The organism is Oribacterium sp. WCC10 (assembly GCF_900113415.1).
Taxonomy (GTDB): Bacteria; Bacillota; Clostridia; order Lachnospirales; family Lachnospiraceae; genus Oribacterium.
Genome location: NZ_FOPH01000019.1, coordinates 1 through 19,189, shown reverse-complemented (window position 1 = coordinate 19,189; position 19,189 = coordinate 1). Strand labels below are relative to the sequence as shown.

The window sequence follows — 19,189 nt, the reverse complement described above, 5'->3', positions numbered from 1 at the left end:
AATAGGAGTTTGCATAAGTATCACATTTCAGAAGGACAGCATAGATATGACAGAGTTTTTAAATACCGGAGAAAAGAATATAAATATTTTTATCAATGTCTTTCGGAAGATGCTGCTTTGTGCATTTTTGATTTTCATAAATGTTTTAGTTGTCAAAGCTGAAGATCTGGATGATCCATATCTTGATGTATCTGTAAATCTGCAAAACATTACCAATCCTGCAGAGAGAGCTGCGGCAAAATATCACCCGATATCGAATCCGTTACATGCGGCGGGCATGCTTGAAGCACAGGAGGCGGCAAGAAATAATGGTGTATTCAGCAGTTTTATGACATGTCCAGACGGATTTCTGAGGTATTTCAATGAAAACGGAGAAATGCTTCGTGATCAGCTTATACCTGACAGAAGTGCTTACGTAGACATTGATGGTATAAAGCTGGATCCAAAGGACAACAATATCAACAGGACTTTTATGAAGTACGCAAGTCACGGACGAAGGGCACTTGCGTATGATAAGTCCTCTCATTATATGGAGTTGTGGTTCAACGGGAATATGGTAAAATCCTACATGGTCACTTCCGGCGCTGCTGAGGGAGATAAAGAGAAACAGGGAGACTATCGAACACCGGTGGGATATTTCTATATCTGTGAAAAAAAGGTTTCTGACTCTTTGAAAGAGGAGATGGGACTTAATTATCCGAATATAGAAGATGCGAGAAGGGGACTTAAGTCAGGACTCATCAGCAGTACAATTGCAGACCAGCTTATATCAGCAAGCAGGAATCTACAGAAGCCGTTATGGAACACTGCACTTGGCGGTGCTATAGAGGTTCATGGGCAAGGTGAGCTGATGGATGCTACCAGAGGCTGCATCGGAGTGTATAATGAATGGGTCAAAGAAATATATGATGTGATGGAAGTGGGGGACAGAGTATATATAGTTGAGTGATCATACGGTTGTTGGGTGACTCAAATTATGTATATCAGCAGAGTATGAAAAAAATCAGTAAACTTTTTATGTTACCATTGGCAGGATCTGTTGCATGGGCTGTAGCAGCCTGCGGAGTGATGGGGATTCCGGAAGGAAAAAAGGAAACAGTAGTAGAGAGTACATTGGAGACGGATACATCCGATGAATCCGGTAATGCCGGCGGAGATGCTGCCGGTACAGAGACATTGGCATCTGACTCAAAGAAGATTGAAAGAGTCAGCTTTCCGTATCCGTATACAGCAAGAGCGCTTACGGCAGTGAACATACATGTTGATTCAGAAAGCGATTCTGATGTTCTGGGAATCCTTGATGAAGGGGCAGCCGTATCCGTAGAGAGAAACATCGAGGGATGGGACCAGTTCAGTGTGGATGGTAAGTCAGGATATGTACTTAAGAAATATCTGATTCCGGATGACTACATCGCCATGAATAATCAGTTCCTTGGAGCGGATGTGGATCTCAGTTGGATAGATCCGACAAAGCCTATGATAGCATTGACTTTTGATGACGGTCCTAAGGCTGAGGTCACAAACAGGATACTTGATTCACTGGAAGCAAACGGAGGACATGCTACATTTTTCATGCAGGGAAGCCGTGTTGTAGGCGATAATAATAACTGTGTAAAGAGAATGGTAGAGCTTGGATGTGAGCTGGGCAATCATACTTACACTCATGATTATCTTGATTCTATTCCTGTTGAGGATATTCGTTCTGTTATAAGAAAGTGCGACTACATGGTTGAAGAAACCGTTAAGGTGGCGCCAACAGTATTCAGACCGCCAGGTGGAAACCGTTCGGGAGATATAGCATCAGCTGTAGGAAATCTTGGTCTTCCTATGATTATCTGGTCGATTGATCCGTTAGATTACTCAACCAAAGATCCGGACAATACCTTTAATGTAGTTATGGAGAAGGCTCAGGACGGAGATATCGTACTGATGCATGATACTTATGAGGAAACTGCAGAGGCGGCCGAACGACTCATTCCGGCTCTTAAGGAAAAAGGCTTCCAGCTTGTGACGGTCACTGAGATGGCCCAGGCAAAGAAGTACCCGATGATACCGGGAAATGAGGTTTATCATATGAGATAAAAATATCATAAAAGCGACTTCTTCGTATGCTTGCATAAAAGGAGAAGTCGCTTTTCATGATATGCCCCAAATGGAGCACGAAAGTACGCAACAGCGGACTGAAAGTGCGGAATGCGGTGGAAACGCGAGAGCGCAAGGCGCGAAGCGTTTCTTTATCGAAAAGAAAACCATTGAGGAAGGGGTCCCATGGATTACGAATGTTTTGCAGGATTGCGAGAGCACGAAGTGCGAAGCAATCCGTATTGTCTCATTATATATAAATAATTTTAATGCTCATGAAATTTCAATCAACAGAAACTGGATTTCAGTTTCTGCTGATTTTTTTTCTGTATTCATTTGGAGAAATACCTTTAACCTTCTTAAATATTCTCGTGAAATAATTGGAATCCGGAAATCCGCATTGTTCGGCGATGTCCTGTATGGTGTTGTCGGTAGAATTCAGCAGCATGGTGGCTCTTCTTATACGGATAGAATGAATGTAATCCGTAAGTGTCATGCCGGTTTCCTTGTGAAACTGTGCCGATAGATATCCGGGAGTGACATTACAAAAGGAGGCCAGAATCTCAAGAGAAAGCTTTTCCTGATAAAGAAGATTTATCCGATCGGTACATTTGGCAATCAGGGCGGAATAATCTTTGGTGGAGTGGTTGTTTACCAGCATGGAATACTTTCTCAGCATTGTGGTAGCAAGGTTTTGAAGCTGAATGACGTTGTTGGTGTTTTCAATATTGATAGCAAAACTTCTGGACAGCTCATCAATGTAGTAAGGATGGACTTTGGCCCGCCGCACAGCTACCCTAAGCTTCGTATTAAGAATGATCATCCAGTTCTTGTAATTCCGCACTTCATTCGGAGTTCTCGGAGCAATGTTAAACTGTCTGAAAAGTCTGTAGCTGGAGATTGCATCGTTAACATTGCCCATGGCAACCGCATCAAGAACCCTGTCTTCTGCATCATATCTGTCAGCGATGGCTTCAAAGGAGGTGCTGTTATCAAAGGCATTGAGATCGATGGTCATGTCCTGTTCAGTGTTGTTCATACTGTCATAGAGATCTATGAATCTGTAATCGTTGTAATTTCCGAAAAGAGTTTTTATCAATGGAGTGACAAGAGACACCCAGAAGTCGTGCGTAGGCAATGATGGAACTCTGTTATAAAACTCGGAAAAGTCCTTTGTGAGAGCAACCGGTAATCTGTGTTCTTTCATAATCTTCGTAATCTCTGAATCAGGGACAAAACCGAATATAACAGGTCCGATCAAAGCATACTCGGCATCATACTGTTCCTTAAGATCTTCCGGAAACTCAAAAAAGCAGTAATTAAGCAGAAAATCATCTCTGTAAAAGTAGAGTTTTATTTCGGCAGAATTGCGCAGGAGCATCTGAAAGTAATCACCGTAGTCATAGTCTTTAAACAGTCGTTGTCTGAATCCATAATCAGTTTTTTCCAATTCATTCCCATCTTTCTGCAATAACCGGAATTGTATGCCCTGGGCAGAGAGGATTTCTTTGTAAATGGTAATAAGATCTACAGTCATATAAACACCTAGCACAAAAATAATCTAAAAGCGCACAAAAACACTATAAATTGGATTATAGCATAAAAACGTGCTTATACAACCAAATAAAATGCTAGAGATAACCCCGGGTTTTTCTATAATAGAAACATAATCAAGAGACCCAAATAAGATTTGTGATTTCAGGTATAGCGTTGTCCATTAAATCCGCGGAAATGGAGTATGGAAACACTGATATAACAGTTATTCCCTAGGTTATCATGAAGAGAAGGAAACAGATCGGGTAAAAAATCATCGGGTAAACGCCCTTGGAGGAATAAAAGAAATGGAAAAACAGACCGGTGCTATTCACCGAGCAAAAGTTTGGCAATTGTTTGGATTTTCGCTTAATAACGTGGCCACGAACCTGTATCTCTGGGAGATGACATTTATCTCATATTTCCTGACCGGTTTTGTGGGAGTCGGAGTTGTTATGGCATCTTCTCTGGTGACTTCTATGAGAATATGGGACGGCATAACGGATCCGTTTATCGGATTTGTGGTTGATAAAACCAATGGCAGATTTGGAAAAAACAGGCCTTTTATCGTTATAGGACAGATCATCATGGCGATAACAAGTGCAGTAATGTTTTTTGTTACACCTACACTAGCAGAGTCCCTCAGATTTATCGGGTTTATCGTAATCTATGCTATCTATATCGTAGGATACACCCTTCAGTGTGTTGTTACAAAGTCAGCACAGACCTGTCTTACCAATGATCCGAAGCAACGTCCGATGCTTGCTGTTTTCACAGGAATAGGTTCTGTTGTTACATTTTCGGTTTTACCGTATTTATCCTACACTTATCTTTTGAGAAAGCATAATTTCCAGTTCGATACAGGTTTTTTCAGTGAGCAGTGGCTGATATGCAGCATCGCTTCTGCCATCCTTTCTGTTGTGGTCATCATTTCTCTCATCGAAAAAGACAGAACAGAATTCTATGGAACAGGAGAAAGTTTCAAGACATCTTTTAAGGACTATTGGGAAATTCTCAAAAACAACCGTGCGATTCAGATGCTTGTGATTGCGGCTTCAACCGATAAGCTTGCAACCCAGGCCAAGAGTGATGCAACGGTGACTATGATTGTATATGCCATCGTCTGCGGGAATGCGGCAGTTTCAGGTATGTTAAATGTTTACACGCTGGTTCCCAACATTGTGTTCATGATTTTTATAGCAGGTTTCATAGCTGCAAAAATGGGACAGAAAAAGTCAATCGAAGTATCTTCATGGGGTGGAATCATTTGCTGTGCAGGTTTGATACTACTCTTCATATTCGGTGATCCAAAGACTCTCAGTCTTCCGGGTGACGGCGTATTCACAGGATGGTCATTCTTTACAGTTGTGTTCATGGTACTTACTGTCCTGTATGGAAGTTTCAATAATGTTAACACCAATGTAGTCATTACCATGACAGCGGATTGTGCGGACTATGAGGTTTACAGAAGCGGAAAGTATGTACCGGGAATGATCGGAACACTTTTCAGTTTTATCGATAAGCTGGTTTCCTCACTTTCAGCAACTGTGGTTGGTCTTATGTGTGCAGCCATCGGATTCACTCAGGCACTGCCTGATGCAAATACAGAGTACAGCACAGGAATCTTCATCGTGGGAATGGTTGGAATGTATGGTTTGGTTCTCATCGGACTTATCTGTAATATCATCGCAATGAAGCATTACCCTCTGACCAAGGAGAAGATGCAGGAGATACAGGAAGAGATCGCAGCCATCAAGGCAAAGAACAGACAGATAGCCTGAAGGCATATAGATAGAAAGGAAGCAGGAAGTTTACATGGTAGATTTAAAGGCAAAGCCGTTTTACTTAAGTGATGAAAAGATAAAGTGGGTTATGGATACCCTTAAGGGCATGACTCTTGATGAAAAGATAGGACAGCTTTTTGTCCTTCTTAAGGCAACTCCCGGCATGGATGAGGGGAAGATAAAGGGAGACCTTTCGAAGTACAATCAGGGTGGTCATCGCTGGCAGGGCGGAAATGCTGAAGCGGCATTCGAGCAGAACAGGGTTTTTCAGATGAACAGTAAATTCCCTCTTTTCATCGCGGCAAACTGTGATGACGGCGGAATCGGTGCTGCGCCTGAAGGAACATTCGTAGCGACAGCTGCCGAGTGCGGTGCAGGTGAGGGCACTGATAATGCCTACCACCTGGGATATGTGGCAGGAAAGGAAGCATCTGCTGTGGGGTGTAACTGGATGTTTAATCCCGTAGTTGATGTATATAAAAACTGGAGAAATACCATTGTAAATACAAGAAGCTTCGGATCCGATCCTGAGGTGGTTCTTGCCAATGCAAGAGCCTACATAAAGGGAGTGAAGGATGCAAATCCGGATATGGCCTGTACTGCAAAGCATTTTCCGGGAGATGGTGTGGAGGAGTTGGACCAGCATCTGGCACTTGGAGTCAACAACCTTTCAGTAGAGGAATGGGAAAAGAACTTCGGCTATATTTACAGAACTCTCATTAATGAAGGGCTCGAAACCATCATGGTTGGACATATCGCGCTTCCTGAGATGACAAGAAAGCTTCGACCGGGAATCGAGGATAAGGACATAAAGCCGGCAACTCTTTCACCTGAACTTCTCACAGATCTTCTGAGAGAGGACATGGGATTTAACGGAGTCATCATTACCGACGCTTCTCATATGGTTGGAATGAGTGCCACAAGCAGGAGATGCGATGCAGTTCCGGGAGCGATCATCGCCGGATGTGATATGTTCCTTTTTGCAAATGATGTGGAAGAAGACATTGGTTTCATAAAGAAAGCATATGAGGAGAAAAGGCTTACCGATGAGAGACTGAATGATGCTGTTACAAGAATTCTTGGAATGAAGGCTCATCTCAATATGGAAGTTCCAGGCAGAAACTTTCCGGAGAAGTCAGCGCTTTCCTGCATCGGTTGTGAAGAACATCAGAAGTTTGCGAGAGAGGCTGCGGACAGCTGCATTACCCTTGTAAAGGATACGAGAGGATATCTGCCTGTAAATCCTTCTGAGAAGAAGCGGGTTTTCCTTGTATATGTAGGGTCAACGCCGACAACTCTCGGTTACAGGAAGGATCCTGTGAAGCAGATGGTGATTGATGAGCTTTCGGATGCCGGATTCGAAGTGGATGTCTGTCCGAACTACTTTGAGCTGGAGCTTGATAATGGCATCTCTCCTATGAATTTCGTAAAAATGCTCAACCATCAGAAGCGTGAGGAGTTCATAAAGAATCACGATCTTGCGCTGGTTGTGATCAATGTTAAGGGATACGCACAGGAGAATAATGTGCGTGTACGCTGGAGTGTAAACCACAGCTGCGAGCTTCCGTGGTACAACGAGGAAATCCCAACCATCGGAATGAGCCTTAACTATACAAATCATCTCATCGATGTGCCTCAGCTTCATACATTCATCAATGCCTATGCGCCGAGGAGAGAGCATATAAAGGCAGCGATAGAGAAGATTACAGGCAGGAGTGAGTTTAAGGGCAAAGCGGACGATAGTGTATTCTGCGGAAGATGGGATACCAGACTGTAAACTGCCAGAGACGTACAGTCATATACAGGGAAACGCTGATCAAAGCGTTTCCCCGGCCGGTTTTTCGATGGGAAGCATCAATTTCCTTTGAAAATCCGGGCCATCATTAGAGTATTGGAATGTGAATATAGATATAGATGGAGCTTGTAATGTCAAAATTTGATGAATATAGCAAAAAGAATAAAAAAATTGTTTGCATAGATTCTGACGGCTGTGCCATGGATACCATGAACATCAAACATATCAGATGTTTCGGTCCGTGTATGGTTAAGGAATGGGAACTTAGTCAGTGGGAATCTGAGATTCTGGAACGTTGGAATGAGATAAACCTTTATTCAATGACCAGAGGTATCAACAGATTCAAGGGACTTGCCATGATGCTTTGTGAGATTAATGAAAAGTATCGTCCAATCGATGGAATCAAGGCGCTTAAGACCTGGGCTGAAGAAGCTCCGGAGTTGTCAAACTCTGCTGTTCAGAAAATGATGACAGAAGATGACATTTTCAGAAAGGCCCTCAACTGGAGCAAGGCTGTCAATGTTTCCATCGGTAATCTTCCAAAGGAAGAGATAAAACCCTTTGAAGGAGTGAAGGAGGCTTTTGAGAAGATCCATGAAAGATGCGATATAGCTGTGGTTTCCAGTGCCAATCGTGAGGCTGTCGTGGCTGAGTGGGAAAGATTCGGACTGCTTCCATATGTAGACATTCTTTGTACCCAGGATATGGGAAGTAAGGCATTTTGTATCGGTGAGATACTGAAGAAAGGCTTTGAAACAAAGGATGTGCTTATGTGCGGAGATGCACCGGGAGATGAAGCCGCAGCGGCTGAGAATGAGGTTTCCTTTTATCCGATTCTTGTAAATCATGAAAATAAGTCATGGAAAAGGCTTAAGGATGAAGCTTTGGAAAAGTTCCTTGAAGATGCCTATGAAGGAAACTATCAGAAAAAGATGATAGAAGAGTTCCGGGAAAATCTGAAGTGATGAAGGAAAAGTAAAAAAGTCATGGAAAGCATCAACTTCCTTTGAAAATCCGGATCCCGACGCCGGAGACTCTAAGGAATCCCTGAAAACCTCACTTTAGAGCATACGAAAGAGTGTGCCGCGCATCATCTCCAGTCTATTCCTTCAGCCAGGAGCCTGTCATACTCCTCATAGCTTATGTAACAGCCGCCCATGCTCTCAAGATGGTCTGTGTGGAACTGGCAGTCAATCATATTAAATCCATTTTCTTCCATCAACATTGCAAGGAATATCAGTGCAAGCTTGGAGCCGTTTTCCTTCGCACTGAACATACTTTCACCAAAGAAACATTTTCCTATGGAGACTCCGTACAGTCCTCCGGCAAGTTCACCATCTATAAAGGATTCAACGCTCATGGCATATCCGGCCTTGAATAATCGCCCGTAGGCTTCCTCCATTTCATCGGATATCCAGGTGCCTTCTTTGAACTCGCGCTGAAGCCTGCATCTGTGCATGGTATCTCCGAAATCCCGGTTCAGTTTAATGTTTACATCATGATGACGTATAAATTTCCTCATAGAATGGGAAATGTGTATCTCACTTGGACGTATGATATATCGCTTATGCGGGCACCACCAGAGTATCTCTTCACCGGGGTTGAACCACGGAAATATTCCATGAGTATATGCAAGGATAAGTCTGTCTAATGAAAGATCTCCTCCTACAGCGAGTAATCCGTCATCCTCTGCCTCCGATGGCATCGGAAACCATATTTTCTTTTCATCAAGCTGATATATAGCCATATATTTATTTTCCTTACATCATCAAATGACGTGAGTGTCAAAAGTATTTGCCACTCACTGATGATGCGCAGCATGCACACATTCGTGTGCAATGTGCTGCTGAACACTCATAACTCACGTCCTTTTGCTATGCAAAACGACTACGTTATTCGTGTTCGGGCGGGTCATAAAGTCTCAAATCAACGTGCAAGCACGTGATTTGGTACTTTTGACCCTTACATCATCAAATATTAAAACATTGTTCTCGATGTCATCAGTGAGAGGTAAAAGCCGATATCGGACCGCTTCGCGCCATACGCTCTCGCGTCTACGTTCCACTTCGGTCGGCGCTAAGCGATGATCCACTGGATCATCAGCGCCCTTCCACATTCCGCACTTCCAGGCTGCAAAAAGCGTCCTTACGTGATCCATGTGAGACAGCCTTATGACACTTATATAGTATAAGTATATTAAGGAATTTCATCGTACATTTTTGTATGTATATTGTAAATACCACCAATAATAAAAATATACTTAATTCATCTTCGTCTTCATGTTATGATACACTGAACGTTTGAAAGATTGACATAACATCGGAGACATCTATGAGTAAACATTTTCAGGGAAATTTAATGCTTCTGATCGCCTCACTTATCTGGGGATCGGCCTTCGTGGCACAAAGTGCGGGAATGGACTATGTAGGTCCCTTCACCTACACCATGGTGAGAAGCTTTATCGGATTTTTGGTTCTGGTTCCTGTCACACTTTTCTTCAGAAAAAGACGAAACAGATATCACCCTCTTACTGCAGGTGAGCGGGATCTTCTCAATAAAAACTCAGTTATCGGCGGTATATTCTGTGGTATGGTTCTGTCAGTGGCAAGTAATTTTCAGCAGGTGGGTATAAGCACCACAACTGCAGGAAAGGCCGGATTTATAACCGCTCTTTACATTGTGATCGTACCGATTCTTGGTATATTACTCGGCAAAAAGGTAGCAAAGATTATCTGGGTTTATGTATTTATAGCAATGGCCGGTTTTTATCTTCTGTGCATCAAAGAGGGCTTCTCCATAGGCAAAGGAGACTTTCTGTGTCTCCTGTGTGCTTTTTCATTTTCGGTACATATCATGGTTATAGACCATTTTTCAACGGGATATACGGATGGAATAATGATCTCATGTGTACAGTTTCTTGTGGCAGGACTTATATCACTGGTTCTCACATTTTTGTTCGAGACACCATCGATTTCATCCATTTGGGCGGCTAAAATAACAATTCTTTATGCCGGAGTTCTTTCGAGCGGTGTTGCATTTACTCTTCAGATAATGGCACAGCGAAACACGGATCCTGTCATCGCACCGCTTATCATGAGTATGGAATCTGTTTTTGCAGTTTTCTTCGGCTGGCTCATATTGCATGAAAGTATGACATTGAAGGAGATGCTGGGGTGCATCATAGTTTTCACGGCAGTTGTGCTGGCACAGCTGCCGGCACCGGCAACCCAAAAATAAACAGTCACATGCTGCGCATCATTAGTGAGTGGCAAATACTTTTGACACTCACGTCTTATGGTTATTTGATAAAAAGAGTCATAATGTACCATCTTTGTTGTTTATGTAAAACTGCTTATGTATAATGTTGAGCAGAATTATTTCCATATACAAGGAGAAAACAAATGCGAAAAATACTGATGATTGGAACCGGCGGAACTATCGCATGTAAGCAGACTGAGGATGGTCTCACTCCGGGACTTACGGCAGAAGATGTTCTTGCCTACATTCCGGCGGTTAAGAATGTTTGTGATGTTGAAGTCACTCAGGTAATGAATATTGACAGTACAAACATGACCCCCGAGTATTGGAAGAAGATAGTGAAGGCGATAGAGGATAACTATGACAATTTTGATGGGTTTGTCATTTGTCACGGAACGGATACTCTTGCCTACACAGCGGCGGCTCTGAGCTATATGATTCAGGATTCCGAAAAGCCTATAGTTATCACGGGTTCACAAAAGCCGATCAACAGAGAGATAACGGATGCCAAAACAAATCTTCTGGATTCATTCATTTATGCGGCAGACGAGGAATCTCAGAACGTATGCATCGTGTTTGATGGCAAGGTTATCTGCGGAACGAGAGCAAAGAAGGACAGGGCCAAAAGTTACAATGCTTTCTCCAGCATTAACTTCCCTTATCTTGCAGTCATTCAGGACAATATGCTGATAAGGTACATAAAAGAGACGAAGACAGGTAAGACGGTCAGGTTCTATTATGATATGTCTGACAGAATCTGCCTGCTTAAACTTTTTCCGGGAATGAAGAGCGATGTGCTCAGCTATATATTTGCAAATTACGACGTGATAGTTCTGGAAAGCTTCGGAGTAGGTGGTATTCCGGAAACTCTCATGGAGACATTTTACAAGGAAATGGACAGATGGCGTGATACCGACAAGCTTGTGGTAATGACAACACAGGTTGCAAATGAAGGCAGCAACATGACAGTGTATGAAGTGGGACGTAAGGTGAAACATGACTTCCATATGATAGAAGCCTACGATATGACACTGGAAGCAACCATCACAAAGCTCATGTGGGTGAAGGGTATGGGGTGCAGTAATGAGCAGCTTCGTGACCTTTTCTATACTGAGATAAACAGAGATATGCTCTTTGCAGGTAAGAAAAGGGCTGTATGAAAATATGATGTAAGGGTCAAAAGTGCCAAATCACGTGCTTGCACGTTGATTTGGCACTTTTAACCGCCTGCACACGAATGTGTGCGTGCTGCGCATCATACGTGTGCAATACTTTTGACACTCGCGTCATATTTTGCATGGAACCAATCAGTTAAATTCAAAGAAAATCAACTTCTCCGGTATCGATGTGATAGACAGCACCGACTACCTTGAGGCTGTGTTCATGTTCTTCTTTTTGAATCTCGAGACTTTCTTCAACCGCTTCAATGCTGTGTTTTACATTCAGGATACAGGCCTTTTCGGGATCTGTTTCATTCCCGATGGCTGAACGGATCTCATGCAGGATAAATCTGATGTATTTGTTATCATCGTCAGGATGATAAGCTGCACCGATGGCACCGCAGTTTGTATGTCCCATGATGACAATGAGCTTTACTCCAAGATGACTTGCGGCATACTCAATGCTGCCGAGCTGGTGATCATCGATGACATTGCCGGCAACTCTGATAACGAAAAGTTCACCGATTCCTGTAGAGAAGATGGTCTCAGGCAGAACTCTGGCATCAGAACAGGTGACAACTACCGCAAAAGGTTCCTGACCGTGACCTGAAGTCTTAAGTCTTATGGCAGGTGATACATCTCCGTTGCTGAGACCTGTCTCCATGTATCTTTTATTGCCTTCCTTAAGGCGTTTCAATGCTTTGTCTGCTGACATAGTGATCTTATCTGTCATGTTACCTCCAATTTCCTGTTACAACCAATAAACCCGCAGTCCATATCACAAGGAACAATGGCACCAGAATCTTGAATTTCCACTTTCTGGTTTTGTGATGCCAGGCTCTCATGCCTGCCAGTGCACCGGCACCTCCGCCAAGAGCGGCAAGTGTGATGAGAAAAGATTCGGAAATGCGCCATGCTCCTTTGACTGCTTTTATTTTATCGATTCCATACATGATAAAGGCAAGAACATTTATCACTATAAGATAAGTAAACAGAGCATCTTTTAACATGTTATAGTCTCCTTTTGATCGATATACTCGAAAAATGAAGGGAACTTTTCTCCCTTGTTTATCCGATCCAAAAGATCTTTCAGGTCTGTTCCGTGAACTCTGAGACTCTCCATGAGCTGTTTTGCGGTAATGAAGTCATTGCGGTGACCTTCAAATTCATGAAATTCCCTTGAACGCTTGTAGCTGAACTGCTTAAGCTCGGTTTTGTTCACTATCTCATAGAGGGATCTTGCATCGTCTAAAGCATTGTGCCTGTCACGGGACGGGCAGCAGCAAATGTATGATGCGTTCTCCAGAGATGTTACTGCCTTTGTACCTAGTTTACTACATATCTCCGGTGCTATGTCAACGAACATGCTGAGAATGTCACGTTCCTCCATCGGAATCCTGTAAAATTCACAGTTCCATCGCATCATGGGAACGTCGCTTCCGCCCCAGGTGAAAATCCTGGTGATATTGTTTCGTATAATGTAATCACGGAATGCTCTGTACACTACAGGAAAGCTGTCAGCCTTATCTATAACCGACTGGGGAATGTTTGTGAGCTGCTGTATATGCCGGTAGACCTTTCCTCCGTTCTTTTCCGGTCGCGAAAAGGACTGAAAAGGTTTTTTTGTAGGTATGGATTTTTTACTTTTGCAAGGTATGACAGCAATGTCTATGAGGCTGTAATCAAAACTGCCGTCTGCCTGTTTCAGAGAATTGAATTCTGCGTCAAAAAAACCGATCATTAAATGCTCCTGAAAAAAGTAGTTTAGTTTAACGCCTTATAATAACACTTAGACTTTAAAAAGAACAAGTGTATAATTGAAAAATACAACATAAGTATCATGGAGCAGCAATTTAAGTGAGCCAGAGGGTCTTAAAAATCCTGCTTCTGATGAATGTCATTATGTTACAGATATTTCATAAAGTGAGGATAGATATGACAGGAAAAGAGATAATTGATTATTACAACCGCAGTCGTTTTGTAGAGACCTGCAGGATTGAGTTTGAAGAAAATACAAGAGATGGGTCGATATGTTCGAAGGTTGAGGTATTACCGATGCATATGAACGGAAGCGGGCACATACACGGAGGAATGCTGTTCACCATAGCGGATTCCACAGGAGGAGCCAATGCCAGAAGATATGCTGACAAAGTAACCACTCTTGACAGTGATTTTCATTTTCTGACAAGCAAGACGACGAGATATTTGTACGGCACCGCCGAACTTGTAAGGAACGGCGGCGCAGTTACAGTACTTCGTGTAAAAGTAACAGATGACAATGGCGAGACATTTGCGGAAGGAACATTTACATACTATAAGCTTTGATCTGATTCTTTCCGGCATTTTTTGCCTCGTAGAGACGTGAATCGGCACTCCGGTAAAGATTCCACATGGAATTTATATCTTCGCTTCCGGCATCTGCCATTCCGATGCTTATAGTGAGACCGGCAATATTACCGTTATAGCTGATATTCATGTTGGAAACACGTTCCCTGACCAGATTCATTCGTTTTACAAAGATATCGTATGGTATAACCGACGGGTTCAGAACCATGAACTCGTCACCGCCCATGCGGATAAGGTGTATCTCTGAGTCCTCTCTGAAAGAGCCTTTAAGCTCCTGAGAAAGCTGTTTCAGAACTTCATCTCCGAAATCATGGCCGAAATCGGTGTTGAAGTGTTTAAAATCATCAATATCAAAAAAGGCCATGGACATTCCCTGCTTCTTCCGGGAATCATTAAATAATTCATTCCCTTCTATATTGAAAAAAGCACGGTTGAGAAGACCAGTTAGACCGTCTATATAGACCACGTCATTTAAAAGATACTCCGTCTGGTCAAGCATGTTGCCGATGTCTTCAATCTGAAGGTTAATGGCCGCGAGACGATCTGCCATAAGATGACTTCCGACCAGTATCCTTTCGGCGTATGCATGGATCTCTTCCGGGTCATTGTTTTCAAGGATCTGACTGAGCCTTCGTTGAATAGTCAAAAGCCCTTTAAGTACGTAGGTTTCTCTCTGAACTATGTTGTCCTTAGTCTTCATGACATAATGAAGCATGAAGTCAATAGGATAGATTCTTGCATTCAGTGTTTCTTTTAACTGCTTTCGCTCCTCCTGTCTGATCTCCGAAGAAAGAGCATTGACGGTACCGAGATCACAGGCAGCATCGTTTGATATAAGGGCGCTTTCATTTGACTCATCGACTTTATGAGGATAATGCTCAAATATCGCAGTGATCATGGTCTGATTGGAGTGCTGGAAGCCGTACTGTTCTCCGGCGCCTATGATACCAAGTGTGTTAAGTCCAGAGTTGTCCAGCATTTTTGCATACCAGTCAAGGGTACCTTCCTGCTTGAATAGCAAATATCTGTAAATGCAGTCTATGGAAAGTATGCTTGCGGCATGTGGTATAAGTTCCTTCAGACGAGTGAAATGATCATTAATTATGTTTTCGTAATCATCAAGATCTGAAATATACAGAAGGTCATTCTGATTTATCTGTTTACATAGCTGTAAACTACCTCCATCGGTGTGGCCTCTTATGGAAACGAGATAGTTATCTTCACCGATGCACTTGCTTAGCGGGTGGTATGGATATGCCTTTTCAATGTCATCAGGAGATATTCCAAGCTCTTCACAATAAACTTCAACGGCTGGACGACCATCAAGTTCGATGATTGAACGGCTTTCTTTATCAACTTTTGTTGCTATGTACATCTGACCGTTCTTATGATGCTTGTATATGTTTTGAGAAAAAGTTTTTATCTTACCATAAAGGTTCTTTATCAGTATATAGATGCTTGCATCATCATAATATAGACCGTCATAATAAACTGTTCTATTGCTTACATCTTCCAGTGATTCAATAGTCGCTCCGAAAATCCGTATGCCGAAATCCATCATGACTGAGTTTAATGTTGTCATCAGGCGTTCTTCACCACCGGTACAGAATTCAAGACAGATAGTATCTTCAATTCCGGGATGTATATCGGCTACCTGCTTTTGTATATTGAGGATATTCTTGGCAGGATCGGTGCTGACGTTTTCTATAATTCCATAGTTATATCGAAAATCAGACGGCTCTTTTTCGAGCATGATAATAATAGTTCCGCTGTTTCTGAATTCGCCCTGGCGGAACATATATGAGTGTATGCCCATAACATGTGAGTATGGAAATGCATCATGCACTTTATCGGCAACATCATCTATGACATCGGAAGTGATGAAAAGAACCAGCTGTATATCGCTGTTTTCGGTACCATGTTCTGATAATAGTGCATCAAGATTTTTTTCGTGGCTTGTCTCGGCAAAAACCATAAAAACTCCGTTCCGCCGTCATTGGGGAGACAGCTTGAGGGTAAAGTTCCAAATGGGGTATGTGCTGTTTGCAGTGCACATTGCACACAAATGCGTGTTCACTATATCTTTAGAGGGACAAATACTGCCGGCACTCAAATCATTCTGCGTGATATGAAATCATAGACTTTTATATCATCGGATGGCAGACGAGAATGATGGCAGTATGCTCATTTCGCCAATCAAGGTTTATCAATTATCTTATCGGCGTTTTTCGGGTTGAGATTATAAGTGAAAAAATAAAAAAATGAACCGGGTTCACATTTAACGAGGGAGAAGGGTGAGTGGATAGCGGCAGAATGAAAAAACTGAGGCGATTCAGATATAGAAGATTTTGCTTTTAAAAAAATGACATATACTTTATACTTTAGAAGCTGCATACATGGATGAAAGACTTCATATATGCGGTTTTTGAATGGTTTTATGAGCCGGGAAAAGGCGTCCTCTGTCATCTCATGGATGGTTTTCGTGAATGGGTAAGATGTTCAAGATGAAGAGTACAACGTTCATCTATATTGGCTCGTTTGTCGAAAAATCAGGATTATGAAGCAGGAATCAAATGGATGCTTTTTGATTCATTTGTCTATGGAGGAAAGAAATGAAGATAGCGGTAACTTATGAGGATGGTCAGGTATTTCAGCATTTTGGAAAGACTAAGGAGTTTAAGCTTTATACTGTAGAGGATGGAAAGGTTGTTTCAAATGAGATCCTTGGATCAGGCACAGCAGGACATGAGGCACTTGCAGGTGTTCTCAAGGATGCAGAGGTTGAGACATTGATATGCGGCGGACTTGGCGGCGGCGCTCAGGCAGCACTTGCTGAGATGGGCATTGAGGTAATATCCGGAGCATCCGGAAATACAGATGATGTTGTCGAAAAGTTCCTTGCAGGTGAGCTGATTTCTCAGGGCGTTAACTGTGATCACCATCACGAAGAACATCATCATGAGGAAGGCGGCTGTGGTGGATGCGGACACCATGATGATGAAGAAAGCTGTGGTGGTTGCGGAGATGACTGTGAAGAAGGATGTGGCGGCTGCGGAGGCGGTTGCGGCGGCTGTGGAAGTCATGAGATGCGAATCATTTATGAGGGTAAGAATGCAGGCAAGTCTGTAAGTGTTCATTATACAGGAACTCTCGATGACGGAAGCAAGTTTGACTCATCATATGACAGAAATGAGCCGTTATCATTTATCGCAGGTGTCGGCATGATGATTCCCGGATTCGATCAGACAGTTGTTGATATGGAAGTCGGAGAGAGCAAGAGTATCCATATCGAGCCGGCTGATGCTTATGGTGAATACAATGATAAGAAAGTTCTGGTTTCCAAGATTTCGGACATTCCGGGTGCTGAGAATCTTGAAATCGGTCAGAATGTCATGCTCATGAACGACATGGGAATGCGTTTCCCTGTTACTGTAATCGAAAAGACTGAGGAGTCAGTTACATTTGACGGAAACCACAGACTTGCCGGTAAGGCGCTGAATTTCGACATTACACTTCTTGAAGTGGCAGGATAATGAGACCTTTCGTTTCGGTGATTTAAAAACAACATTTTTAATAGGATTATAATATGCTACGATATAGGCAGATTACAGAATTCTCGATATGCCTGTATCGTAGCTTTTGTTTGTATGAAAATAAATGTGAGACATTTTGCATGTGTATCACAGGAGGAGCTTTGTACATATGGGAATATATTTTAATCCCGGTAACGCTGGTTTTTCGGAAAAACTGAATACTGACTATGTGGATAAGACAGGGCTTATAAGTATTATCAATAGTACGATAGACACAAACAATAAACTGACATGTGTCAGCAGACCTCGTAGATTTGGGAAGTCGTATGCGGCACAGATGTTGTGTGCATATTATGACAGATCATGTGATTCGCATCGATTATTTTCCGGTTATAAGATCAGTAAAGATAAAAGCTATGAGTCATTTCTAAATAATTACAATGTCATCTATCTTGACATGACAAATATTCTTGGGAAAATTTCTGCTGAAGGATTAATTGGTTTTATAGAAAAGAATGTCGCAGAAGAGATAACCTGTACTTATCCGGAGATTAAAACAGGTGCTTCATTTGATGAAACCCTTGTAAATTGCGTTGAATATACCGGATGCAAAATTGTCATGATAATAGACGAATGGGATGCTCCTATCAGAGAGGTGCCGGAAATAGAAAAAGAGTATCTGAGATTTTTAAGGATGCTGTTTAAGAGTAGTGGAACCACATCGAAAATTTTTGCTGCGGCATATATAACTGGTATTTTACCAATAAAAAAAGACGGGTCTCAGTCTGCAATTTCGGATTTTAAAGAATATACCATGGTTAAACCTCGCAGGTTTGGTGAGTATGTGGGATTTACAGAAAGTGAGGTCAGGAGTCTATGTGACAGGCATGGTATGGATTTTGACCTTATGAGAAAATGGTATGATGGATATGAATCATCTGATGTTGGCGCTATATATAATCCTAATTCAGTTATGCAGGCTATATATAATGACGATTTCGATTCCTATTGGACAGAAACCTCTGCGGCAGAAGGGCTCATGAGTTATATCAGTAAGCCATATAACGGAATGGCGAAGACTATAGCGGAGCTCATAGGTGGTGTGGATGTCAATGTTGATACCGTTGGATTTGCCAATGATCTTGTGACATTTAGAGGAAGGGACGATGTTCTGACATTGATGATACATTTGGGATATCTGGCATACGATTCAGAAAAGAAAACTGCGCATATTCCAAATGAAGAAATACGTCTCGAGTTTCAGCGAGCCATCAGAAATGTGGAGCATGAAGAGACTTCAAAAAGACTTCGGGAAAGTGATCAGCTGTTTATAGATACCATAAATATGAACGAGGAAGCAGTTGCCGCGCAGATAGAGAAGATTCACAGAGAGGAAACATCGCCGCTTCATTACAACAAGGAAGACAGTCTACGAAGTGTGATCAAGCTTGCGTATTATACATATAAGGATAATTATCTTCAGTGGGAAGAACTTCCTTCAGGAGATGGTTATGCTGATGTAGTCTATCTTCCCAAACATGATTCAGGTCTGCCGGCACTGGTTATAGAACTTAAATGGAATAAGAGTGCCGAAGGAGCCATAGAGCAGATAAAGCAGAAGCATTATCCTGAATCACTTAAGGGCTATGGTAGTGAGTTGTTATTGGTTGGCATAAATTATGACAAAGATAAAGCTCC

The 19,189-nt window shown here is 42.3% G+C and carries 16 protein-coding genes; 10 read left to right on the top strand and 6 right to left on the bottom strand.

The features are described from left to right. The first annotated feature begins 46 nt into the window (after window positions 1–46). Window positions 47–949 (top strand): L,D-transpeptidase family protein, encoded by a 903-nt coding sequence (locus tag BM294_RS12575; protein ID WP_091208918.1) that lies wholly within the window; start codon window positions 47–49, stop codon window positions 947–949. Window positions 950–993: 44 nt separating this feature from the next. Continuing rightward, window positions 994–2,082 (top strand): polysaccharide deacetylase family protein, encoded by a 1,089-nt coding sequence (locus BM294_RS12570; RefSeq protein WP_139225890.1) that lies wholly within the window; start codon window positions 994–996, stop codon window positions 2,080–2,082. A 304-nt stretch (window positions 2,083–2,386) separates the two neighbouring features. Here BM294_RS12570 and BM294_RS12565 read toward each other — a convergent pair whose 3' ends face one another. Next, window positions 2,387–3,619 carry a helix-turn-helix transcriptional regulator gene (locus BM294_RS12565; RefSeq protein ID WP_091208912.1) on the bottom strand — a complete coding sequence of 411 codons (1,233 nt, stop codon included), beginning with the start codon at window positions 3,617–3,619 and terminating at the stop codon, window positions 2,387–2,389. A 304-nt stretch (window positions 3,620–3,923) separates the two neighbouring features. Between BM294_RS12565 and BM294_RS12560 the strand changes: the two genes are divergently transcribed. From BM294_RS12560 to BM294_RS12550, 3 genes are all read left to right on the top strand, one after another. Beyond that, window positions 3,924–5,396: an MFS transporter gene (locus tag BM294_RS12560; protein WP_091208909.1), complete on the top strand. Its 1,473-nt coding sequence runs from the start codon at window positions 3,924–3,926 to the stop codon at window positions 5,394–5,396. Window positions 5,397–5,430: 34 nt separating this feature from the next. Continuing rightward, window positions 5,431–7,176: a glycoside hydrolase family 3 protein gene (locus tag BM294_RS12555; RefSeq protein WP_091208907.1), complete on the top strand. Its 1,746-nt coding sequence runs from the start codon at window positions 5,431–5,433 to the stop codon at window positions 7,174–7,176. 149 nt (window positions 7,177–7,325) lie between these two features. After that, the gene (locus BM294_RS12550) at window positions 7,326–8,159 is read left to right on the top strand and encodes an HAD family hydrolase (protein WP_091208904.1); all 834 of its coding nucleotides are present in this window, start codon (window positions 7,326–7,328) and stop codon (window positions 8,157–8,159) included. A gap of 125 nt (window positions 8,160–8,284) precedes the next feature. Here the strand turns inward: BM294_RS12550 and aat are convergent, their stop codons facing one another. Beyond that, on the bottom strand, window positions 8,285–8,941 hold the full coding sequence (gene aat, locus BM294_RS12545; protein ID WP_091208903.1) for a leucyl/phenylalanyl-tRNA--protein transferase: 657 nt from the start codon (window positions 8,939–8,941) through the stop codon (window positions 8,285–8,287). Window positions 8,942–9,525: 584 nt separating this feature from the next. On the opposite strand from aat, the gene BM294_RS12535 reads away from it, so the two are divergent. Together BM294_RS12535 and BM294_RS12530 are read left to right on the top strand one after the other, a co-directional pair. After that, window positions 9,526–10,431 carry a DMT family transporter gene (locus tag BM294_RS12535; protein ID WP_091208896.1) on the top strand — a complete coding sequence of 302 codons (906 nt, stop codon included), beginning with the start codon at window positions 9,526–9,528 and terminating at the stop codon, window positions 10,429–10,431. 164 nt (window positions 10,432–10,595) lie between these two features. Further along, entirely contained in the window at window positions 10,596–11,612 is a 1,017-nt protein-coding gene (locus BM294_RS12530; RefSeq protein ID WP_091208893.1) for an asparaginase, read from the top strand. Between the two features lie 157 nt (window positions 11,613–11,769). Here the strand turns inward: BM294_RS12530 and BM294_RS12525 are convergent, their stop codons facing one another. Genes BM294_RS12525 through BM294_RS12515 form a run of 3 tightly spaced genes read right to left on the bottom strand, consistent with a single transcriptional unit; the run spans window position 11,770 to window position 13,353 of the window. Continuing rightward, window positions 11,770–12,345, bottom strand: a complete 576-nt coding sequence (locus BM294_RS12525) for a carbonic anhydrase (protein ID WP_091208890.1) — start codon at window positions 12,343–12,345, stop codon at window positions 11,770–11,772. Between the two features lies 1 nt (window position 12,346). Further along, entirely contained in the window at window positions 12,347–12,622 is a 276-nt protein-coding gene (locus tag BM294_RS12520; RefSeq protein ID WP_091208884.1) for a DUF1294 domain-containing protein, read from the bottom strand. Then, on the bottom strand, window positions 12,616–13,353 hold the full coding sequence (locus BM294_RS12515; RefSeq protein WP_091208882.1) for an exonuclease domain-containing protein: 738 nt from the start codon (window positions 13,351–13,353) through the stop codon (window positions 12,616–12,618). Before BM294_RS12515 ends, BM294_RS12520 begins: the two co-directional genes overlap by 7 nt. Before the next feature lie 194 nt (window positions 13,354–13,547). Between BM294_RS12515 and BM294_RS12510 the strand changes: the two genes are divergently transcribed. After that, window positions 13,548–13,937: a PaaI family thioesterase gene (locus BM294_RS12510; RefSeq protein ID WP_175494677.1), complete on the top strand. Its 390-nt coding sequence runs from the start codon at window positions 13,548–13,550 to the stop codon at window positions 13,935–13,937. On the opposite strand, the gene BM294_RS12505 is transcribed toward BM294_RS12510, so the two are convergent. Next, complete coding sequence (locus tag BM294_RS12505; protein WP_091208875.1) at window positions 13,918–15,933, bottom strand: sensor domain-containing diguanylate cyclase; 2,016 nt, start codon at window positions 15,931–15,933, stop codon at window positions 13,918–13,920. The genes BM294_RS12510 and BM294_RS12505 overlap by 20 nt on opposite strands. A gap of 637 nt (window positions 15,934–16,570) precedes the next feature. Between BM294_RS12505 and BM294_RS12500 the strand changes: the two genes are divergently transcribed. Both BM294_RS12500 and BM294_RS12495 read left to right on the top strand, forming a co-directional pair. Next, entirely contained in the window at window positions 16,571–17,491 is a 921-nt protein-coding gene (locus BM294_RS12500) for an FKBP-type peptidyl-prolyl cis-trans isomerase (protein WP_091208872.1), read from the top strand. A gap of 169 nt (window positions 17,492–17,660) precedes the next feature. After that, the coding region (locus BM294_RS12495) for an AAA family ATPase (protein WP_139225888.1) at window positions 17,661–19,189 on the top strand (1,529 nt) is incomplete at its 3' end.

Excerpts from the sequence above, each read along its gene's own strand:
- BM294_RS12535 (WP_091208896.1), top strand. The coding sequence starts at position 9,526 with ATGAGTAAACATTTTCAGGGAAATTTAATGCTTCTGATCGCCTCACTT.
- BM294_RS12575 (WP_091208918.1), top strand. The coding sequence starts at position 47 with ATGACAGAGTTTTTAAATACCGGAGAAAAGAATATAAATATTTTTATC.
- BM294_RS12570 (WP_139225890.1), top strand. The coding sequence starts at position 994 with ATGAAAAAAATCAGTAAACTTTTTATGTTACCATTGGCAGGATCTGTT.
- BM294_RS12505 (WP_091208875.1), bottom strand. The coding sequence starts at position 15,933 with ATGGTTTTTGCCGAGACAAGCCACGAAAAAAATCTTGATGCACTATTA.
- aat (WP_091208903.1), bottom strand. The coding sequence starts at position 8,941 with ATGGCTATATATCAGCTTGATGAAAAGAAAATATGGTTTCCGATGCCA.
- BM294_RS12515 (WP_091208882.1), bottom strand. The coding sequence starts at position 13,353 with ATGATCGGTTTTTTTGACGCAGAATTCAATTCTCTGAAACAGGCAGAC.
- BM294_RS12530 (WP_091208893.1), top strand. The coding sequence starts at position 10,596 with ATGCGAAAAATACTGATGATTGGAACCGGCGGAACTATCGCATGTAAG.
- BM294_RS12560 (WP_091208909.1), top strand. The coding sequence starts at position 3,924 with ATGGAAAAACAGACCGGTGCTATTCACCGAGCAAAAGTTTGGCAATTG.
- BM294_RS12565 (WP_091208912.1), bottom strand. The coding sequence starts at position 3,619 with ATGACTGTAGATCTTATTACCATTTACAAAGAAATCCTCTCTGCCCAG.
- BM294_RS12525 (WP_091208890.1), bottom strand. The coding sequence starts at position 12,345 with ATGACAGATAAGATCACTATGTCAGCAGACAAAGCATTGAAACGCCTT.
- BM294_RS12520 (WP_091208884.1), bottom strand. The coding sequence starts at position 12,622 with ATGTTAAAAGATGCTCTGTTTACTTATCTTATAGTGATAAATGTTCTT.
- BM294_RS12555 (WP_091208907.1), top strand. The coding sequence starts at position 5,431 with ATGGTAGATTTAAAGGCAAAGCCGTTTTACTTAAGTGATGAAAAGATA.
- BM294_RS12510 (WP_175494677.1), top strand. The coding sequence starts at position 13,548 with ATGACAGGAAAAGAGATAATTGATTATTACAACCGCAGTCGTTTTGTA.
- BM294_RS12550 (WP_091208904.1), top strand. The coding sequence starts at position 7,326 with ATGTCAAAATTTGATGAATATAGCAAAAAGAATAAAAAAATTGTTTGC.
- BM294_RS12500 (WP_091208872.1), top strand. The coding sequence starts at position 16,571 with ATGAAGATAGCGGTAACTTATGAGGATGGTCAGGTATTTCAGCATTTT.